Raw genomic sequence first — 6,001 nt, 5'->3', positions numbered from 1 at the left:
CGCTCCGATCGATGGCAACTACACCGTCACCGTTGAGGGCAAGACCCCGGACAGTGGCAAGGAAGTCAACACCTCGAACGATGGCAAGATCACCGTCACCGAGCCGGAGGCTCCCAAGTCCCCGGATTGGGGTAATGGTTCGGGCAAGCCCGGCGAGACCGTCGTGATCCCGAATGACGGTGGCCCGGTTCCGGACGGCACCACGGTCGAGACTGACGGTCCGGGCAAGGTGACCATCGATGAGAATGGCAACGTGGTTGTCGACATCGATAAGGACGCCAAGCCTGGTGACAAGATCGTAGTTATCGTCAAGGACAAGGACGGCAACGAGATAGACAAGATCGAGGTCACGGTTACCGATCCGGACAAGCAGCCTGAGGCCGATAAGCCGAACTGGGGCGACGGTTCTGTCAAGCCTGGCGAGACCGTTGTGATCCCGAATGACGGCGGCAAGGTCCCCGGCGACGCTAAGGTCACGGTCGAGGGCCCGGGTAAGGCTCAGATCGACAAGGATGGCAACCTGGTCATCACCGCCGATCCGAATGCCAAGCCCGGCGACAAGATCACGGTCACCGTGACGGACAAGGACGGCAACGTCCTCGATACGTCCACGATCACGGTCGCGGGTAAGACTGCGCCGAAGTCCGGCACCGGCAAGCTCTCGTACACGGGTGCTACCGTGGGCGGCTTGGCTGCTGCGGCTACCATGCTGACTGCAGCTGGTGCCTTCCTGGTGTCGCGGAAGCGTCGGGAGGACTAATCACCTTCAGGTGAGAGTCCACCTCTAGCGCGTGGATCCCCCGGTGTTCTGAAAAGAACACCGGGGGATCCACGTATGTGCGGGCGCCACCAGCCGACGGGGCTAGCCAGCACCAGCCGGCTAGAAGAAGTCCGGCGCGAGGATGCGGTTCCACGTCCACTAGTACGGTGGGCTCGAGGAAGAAGCCGTTGTTGAACGGTCGCCCGCCGCCCGCGACCGGGCCCCGACCGGGCCCTAGCCTTCGAGCTTGAAGGCCCGCACCGGGTTGCCCACCACCAGCTCGCGGATGGCCTCCTCGGCCTCATCCATCTCTAGCCGGTGCTCGGCCACCAGCTTGGCCACGTACCCGGCGTCGATACGGCGCGACACGTCGTGGCGGGCGGGGATGGAGCAGAAGGCGCGGGTGTCGTCGATGAAGCCGGACGTGCGGGTAAAGCCCGCAGTCTCGGTGACGGCGCCGCGGAAGCGGGCCATCGCCTCGGGCGCGTCGATGAACCACCACGGCACGCCGATAAACACCGACCGGTAGAAGCCCGCCATCGGCGCCAGTTCGCGCGAGTACACGGTCTCGTCCATGGTGAACGGGATGAGATGCAGGTTCTCGGAGTCGCCGCAGTCGGCGAGCGCGGGCTGTAGGGCGGCGGCGAACTCGGTCTTGAGCGGGATGTCGCAGCCCACGTCCGCGCCGTACTTGTTGAAGGTGGGCGTGTGGTGGTTGCGGTACACGGACGGGTGCATGGTCATGACCAGCCCGTCCTCGGAGGCCATGCGCACCTGCTCGTACATCATGGAGCGGCGGAGAGCGTCGGCGTCGGCGGGGGACACCTTCCTGGCGAGGGCCTGCTGGTAGATCCGCTCGGCTTCGGCGTCGGAGAGGCGGGCGGTGCCCGGGTCGCGGTGGGAGTGGTCGGTGGAGATCGCGCCGGCGGCCTTGAAGTAGGCGCGGCGGTTTTCCATCGCGGCGTTGAACCCGGCCCACGACGTCGTGTCCACGCCCGAGGCCTCCGACAGTGCCGCCATCAGCTCGGGCCAGTCGGCGCGGGCGGGCTCGAGGTACTTGTCGGGGCGGAAGGTGGGGACGACCGTGCCGTCGAAGGTCTGCCGGATCTTGGCGTGGTGCTCAAGCGAATCGCACGGGTCGTCGGTGGTGGCTAGGAACTGGATGTTGAAGCGCTTGTAGAGGGCGCGCGGGCGGTAGGCGGGGTCGGCGAGGCGTTCGGCGATCTGGTCGTAGATCTGGTCGGCGGTCTCCGCCGACGGCCGCACCCGCACCTCGAAGTAATCAAACAGCTCGTTTTCCATCCAGTACTTCACGGGCGTGCCGCGGTACAGCCACCAGTTGGCGCACAGGATGCGGAACGCGTTGCGCGACTGCTCCTCGGAAAACTCCTTTTGCCCGACGCCGAGCTCGCTCAGCTCCACGCCGTGGGCGTGCAGCATGCGGTTGACGTAGTGGTCAGGGGTGATGAGGAGGGACGTGGGGTCCTTGAACGGGACGTCGTCCGCGATCCACTCCGGGGGAACGTGGCCGTGCGGGGAGATGATCGGGGCGTCCTTGACCAGCGCGTACAGGTCGCGGGCGATGCTGCGCGTGGTGGGATCGGCGGGGAAGAGGCGATCGGGGTGCGGCTGAAGTTCCATGTGTGCCTTCCTTGGGTTGGGGATCGGCGGGTGGTGAGCTGGACGCGAGGTGCCCGGCCGACGTCGGCGGGGCGACAGTGTCGTCAGTCTTTCGTCCCTACGCTCACTCTAAGGGGCGGGCGCGAACATGTCATGCGTTTTGAGGGTATAAACGGTAATTCAGCAGTGTGAAATACTACATTTGTCAAGTTCTTCCCTGGGTGTAAGGATCCTGATAGCCTCAAAGCATCTTCCAAGACGCACGCAAAGCCGCCGCGTCCCACGAGGACGACCGAAGCCAGTGCTGGCTCACACACCCACGGGGTGGCACCCGCGCCCCGCATGCTAAGGAGATCCAATGAAGAAACGTTGGAACCTTCTCGCTCTCGCAGCAAGCGCCTCACTCCTGCTGTCCGGCTGTGCCGGGCTCGGAGGCATCAAGCTTGACTCGGTGGGCGACGAAGATACTGTTTCCTACTTCAAGGTGGCCCTCAACCAGTCGGAATCCCACCCGTCATTTAAGGCCCTCCAGAAGTTTTCCGAAGACGTCGCCGAGCGCACAAACGGGCGCTACGTGATCGAAATCTTCCCCAACGAGCAGCTCGGCTCGCAGCAGGAAGTCCTCCAGTACGTCAAGTCCGGCGCCATCGAAATGTCTATCGTGTCCGGCACCCAGCTGGAAAACATTAACCAGGACTTCCGCGTCCTCAACATGCCCACCACCTTTAGCTCCATCGAACATCAGATCAAGGTCATCCAAGACCCCGACATCGTGGGCGGCCTCTTCGCCTCCCTCGAGGACAAGGAAAACATCACGGTGCTCGGCGGCTACACCCAAGGTGAGCGCCACATCTACACCACGTTCGGCCCGGTCCAAACCCCGGCCGACCTCGCGGGCAAGAAGATCCGCGTCCAAGAATCCGACATGCACATCGAGATGATTAAGCTCATGGGCGGGTCGGCCACCCCGCTGTCCTACGGCGAGGTCTACTCGGCCCTCCAGGCCGGCGTGCTCGACGGGGCCGAAAACAACCTCGTCTCCTACAACACCGCCCGCCACATGGAAGTGGCGCCCTACCTGTCCTACACCAACCACCTGGTCGGCCTCGACTACATGATCATGCGCCACGACCTGCTCGAGGCCATGCCCGAAGCCGACCGCGAGATCCTCTACGAATGCTGGTACGACTCCATGGACTTCCACACCGAGCTGTGGAAGGAATACACCGAAGAATCGCGCCAGATCGCCGAAGACAACGGCGCCACCTTCTACGAGGTGGACAAGGAAGCATTCGCGCAGGCCCTCGCCCCGATCGTCGACCGCTTCGTGTCCGACGGCTACCAGCGCGAGCTCTTCGACGCGATCCGCGCTGCCGACACCGAAGGGGGTCAGTAATGCAACGCGTCCATCAGTTCACCACCAAGTTCCTCGGCTGGCTGTGCATCATCCTGTTCGTCGGCCTCGTTTTCTCCACCACCTGGCAGGTCTTCTCCCGCCTGGTGCTGTCCTCGCCCGTGACCTGGTCTGAGGAGCTGGCCAAGATGCTCTTCGTCTGGCTGTCCTTCCTCGGGCTCGCGTTCGTGTACGGGGAGCGCGGCCACATGGCCGTGGAGTTCCTTGTCCTCCGCGCCCCGGAGCGCACCCAAAAGGCCTTCGCGATCTGGACCCACGTGGCCTCTCTCATCCTCGGCGCCACCGCGCTCGTGTGGGGTGGCTGGAACGCCGCGATGAATGCCTGGTCCCAGAACCTCACCGCCCTACCGGTTAACATCGGCTCCGTCTACCTGGTACTCCCCATCTCCGGCCTGGCGATCGTGCTCTACGCGCTGTACCACATCGTGGAAATCGCGGCCGGGCGCGAGTCCAACTTCCCGATCCCCGAGGCCGAAATGGCCTTGGAGGATGCGGAAAAGATCAAGATCGAGGCCGAGGCGGAGGGAAGCCCGGTCGACGACGCCGTCGGCGTGGCTGACAGCGAAGGCGCGGCTAGCGCTGGTGCCGGCACGAACGGCGCTGGCGAGGCCGGCGCTGCGGACGCGAACGGCGCGGACGGCGTCGCCCGCGACAACACGAAGGGAGCCCAGCTGTGACACCTACCGCTGTTGCAGGACTCATCCTGCTTGTTGGAATCATTCTCCTGATCGCCACCTCGGTGCCGATCGCCGTGGCCATCGGCCTACCCACCGTGATCGCCGCAATGGCGGTCATGAACCCGGACGTGGCCGCGATGTCCGTGGCCGGGCGCATGTTCACCGGCGTCAACTCCTTCTCACTACTTGCCATCCCGTTCTTCGTGCTCGCCGGCGTGCTCATGAACTCCGGAGGCATCGCCGCACGGTTGATCGACGCGGCGAAGGTGCTCGTGGGCCGCATGCCGGCGTCGATGGCGCTGACCAACGTGGTGGCCAACGGCCTGTTCGGCTCCGTGTCCGGCGCAGCTGTTGCCGCCGCCTCCGCGGTTGGCACCATCATGACCCCTCGCATGACCAAGGATGGCTACTCGCGCGAATACACCGCCGCCGTCAACGTGGCCTCCGCCCCGTCCGGCATGCTCATCCCGCCGTCGAACACGTTCATCGTGTACTCGCTCGTGTCCTCGACGTCGATAGCCGCCCTGTTCATGGCCGGCGTCGGCCCCGGCACCCTGTGGGTAGTGGCCTGTATGATCGTGGCCCTCATCCTGTACTTCCGTCACGAAAAGAACAACGTGGTGCAGGTGACCGAGCGGCCAAGCGCCAAGGTGGTGGGCGTGACCCTGTGGCGCGCCATCCCGTCGCTGCTCATGATCGTCATCGTGGTGGGCGGCATCCTCGGCGGCGCATTCACCGCCACCGAATCCTCCGCCATCGCCGTGGTCTACTGCCTGGTGCTCGGCTTCCTGTACAAGAACATCAAGCTCAAGGACCTGCCTGAGATCATCCTCTCCGCCACCCGCACCACCGCCGTGGTCATGTTCCTTGTGGCGGTGTCGGCGGGCCTGTCGTGGGTGATGGCATTCGCCCGCATCCCCGACATGATCGCCAACGGGCTCCTGTCCGTTACCGACTCGCCCACCGGCATCCTCATCATCATCATGCTGATCCTGCTGGTGGTGGGCACGTTCATGGACCCGACCCCCGCGATCCTTATCTTCGTGCCGATCTTCCTGCCGATCGTCAAGGACATCGGCATCCACCCGGTGCACTTCGGTGCGATGGTGGTGATGAACCTGTCGGTCGGCGTGATCACGCCGCCGGTTGGCAACGTGCTGTTCGTGGGCGCGAAGGTGGCCGGGCTGCGCATGGAGGTCGTGATCTCCAAGCTGTGGCAGTTCCTGGTCGGCATCATCCTGGCGCTGTTCGTGGTGGTGTTCGTCCCCGCGTTCTCGCTGTGGCTGCCGGGGGTGTTCGGGCTCATCTAGCCGGCGGGCTGCGGGCCGGGATTTGAATTTCCTGGACGATTTCGGGGCGATCTTCTTATATGAGGAGATCGCCCCGAAATCGTCCAAGTTATTTTAATGCCCGGTGGGTGCTGGCCGCCACGGCCGCCGCACGGCAGCCGGCCTACCCGGGGGAGGGCCGCACGTCGGGGTGGCCCTCCGGCCCGCCGCACACAGATGCTGCACTACTCGGCAAGATGCG

Annotated in this window: 4 protein-coding genes and 1 pseudogene; 4 read left to right on the top strand and 1 reads right to left on the bottom strand. The window is 64.6% G+C overall.

The features are described 5' to 3' along the window. Positions 1 to 760, top strand: a pseudogene (locus HMPREF3174_RS09395) (hypothetical protein); the annotation flags it as partial. Positions 761 to 994: 234 nt separating this feature from the next. Here HMPREF3174_RS09395 and uxaC read toward each other — a convergent pair. Beyond that, the gene (gene uxaC / locus HMPREF3174_RS05445) at positions 995 to 2,401 is read right to left on the bottom strand and encodes a glucuronate isomerase (protein ID WP_062614185.1); all 1,407 of its coding nucleotides are present in this window, start codon (positions 2,399 to 2,401) and stop codon (positions 995 to 997) included. Between the two features lie 337 nt (positions 2,402 to 2,738). On the opposite strand from uxaC, the gene HMPREF3174_RS05440 reads away from it, so the two are divergent. Genes HMPREF3174_RS05440 through HMPREF3174_RS05430 form a run of 3 tightly spaced genes read left to right on the top strand, consistent with a single transcriptional unit; the run spans position 2,739 to position 5,781 of the window. Then, positions 2,739 to 3,776 carry a TRAP transporter substrate-binding protein gene (locus HMPREF3174_RS05440; RefSeq protein WP_068538876.1) on the top strand — a complete coding sequence of 346 codons (1,038 nt, stop codon included), beginning with the start codon at positions 2,739 to 2,741 and terminating at the stop codon, positions 3,774 to 3,776. After that, the gene (locus HMPREF3174_RS05435) at positions 3,776 to 4,471 is read left to right on the top strand and encodes a TRAP transporter small permease (protein ID WP_068538875.1); all 696 of its coding nucleotides are present in this window, start codon (positions 3,776 to 3,778) and stop codon (positions 4,469 to 4,471) included. Before HMPREF3174_RS05440 ends, HMPREF3174_RS05435 begins: the two co-directional genes overlap by 1 nt. Continuing rightward, positions 4,468 to 5,781 carry a TRAP transporter large permease gene (locus tag HMPREF3174_RS05430; RefSeq protein ID WP_070448167.1) on the top strand — a complete coding sequence of 438 codons (1,314 nt, stop codon included), beginning with the start codon at positions 4,468 to 4,470 and terminating at the stop codon, positions 5,779 to 5,781. Before HMPREF3174_RS05435 ends, HMPREF3174_RS05430 begins: the two co-directional genes overlap by 4 nt. Positions 5,782 to 6,001 lie beyond the last annotated feature (220 nt).

This window comes from Trueperella sp. HMSC08H06 (genome assembly GCF_001808465.1).
GTDB lineage: Bacteria > Actinomycetota > Actinomycetes > Actinomycetales > Actinomycetaceae > Trueperella > Trueperella bernardiae.
The sequence above is the reverse complement of the archived record's forward strand: the minus strand, read 5'-3'. Positions and strand labels throughout refer to the sequence as shown.

What these genes read in the sequence shown, in the direction of transcription:
- uxaC (WP_062614185.1), bottom strand. Translation starts at nt 2,401, where the DNA reads ATGGAACTTCAGCCGCACCCCGATCGCCTCTTCCCCGCCGATCCCACC.
- HMPREF3174_RS05440 (WP_068538876.1), top strand. Translation starts at nt 2,739, where the DNA reads ATGAAGAAACGTTGGAACCTTCTCGCTCTCGCAGCAAGCGCCTCACTC.
- HMPREF3174_RS05435 (WP_068538875.1), top strand. Translation starts at nt 3,776, where the DNA reads ATGCAACGCGTCCATCAGTTCACCACCAAGTTCCTCGGCTGGCTGTGC.